This is a genomic window from Actinomadura napierensis (assembly GCF_039529375.1).
Taxonomy (GTDB): domain Bacteria; phylum Actinomycetota; class Actinomycetes; order Streptosporangiales; family Streptosporangiaceae; genus Spirillospora; species Spirillospora napierensis.
In genome coordinates this window covers 1-506 of the sequence record NZ_BAAAMR010000452.1, presented here as the reverse complement: position 1 = coordinate 506, position 506 = coordinate 1, and the positions used below count along the sequence as shown (strand labels likewise).

The following is a 506-nucleotide window of genomic DNA, read 5'->3' as shown; positions in this document are numbered from 1 at the left end:
CAACTGCCGTCATCAATTTGGTAATAGAAGCGATCGGCACTGATGCGTTGGTATTTTTACTATAAAGTACCTCACCTGTTTGTGCATCCATTACAAGTGCAGCACGTGCACTAACACTCGGCTGGGCGTTATAACCCACAGTATCACGGATTGGAGCAACTTTAGGGGTAGAAGTAATAACTCTCGGCGCATTACTGCCACGCAATGTTGTAGTTACAGAAGTTGAACCTTGCGGAGTCGGTTCATCATCTTCATCATTTAAAAGTTGACTAGCATCCGCTGCAGACCAATTTAAACTTGCAGTACCAGTACTCCCTGAAGACGGGTTATTGACGAGTTCTGCAAAGCTTGTTGAACTCAAACTAAGCAAAATAGACATGCTTAGCACATGCATTAAAGACTTTTTAGAATTTTTCACGGCACAATACTCGACTCAGGGTGACACACATTTGCGCTTACTATCATTATGCCTTACATTTGAGATATAAGGTATAAAGCTTTTACCG

Annotated in this window: 1 pseudogene; it reads right to left on the bottom strand. The window is 42.1% G+C overall.

Annotated features, from left to right (window positions below):
- Nucleotides 1–418 (bottom strand): annotated as a pseudogene (gene pbpG / locus ABD296_RS50435) (D-alanyl-D-alanine endopeptidase PBP7/8); the annotation flags it as partial.
- Between the last annotated feature and the right edge of the window lie 88 nt (nucleotides 419–506).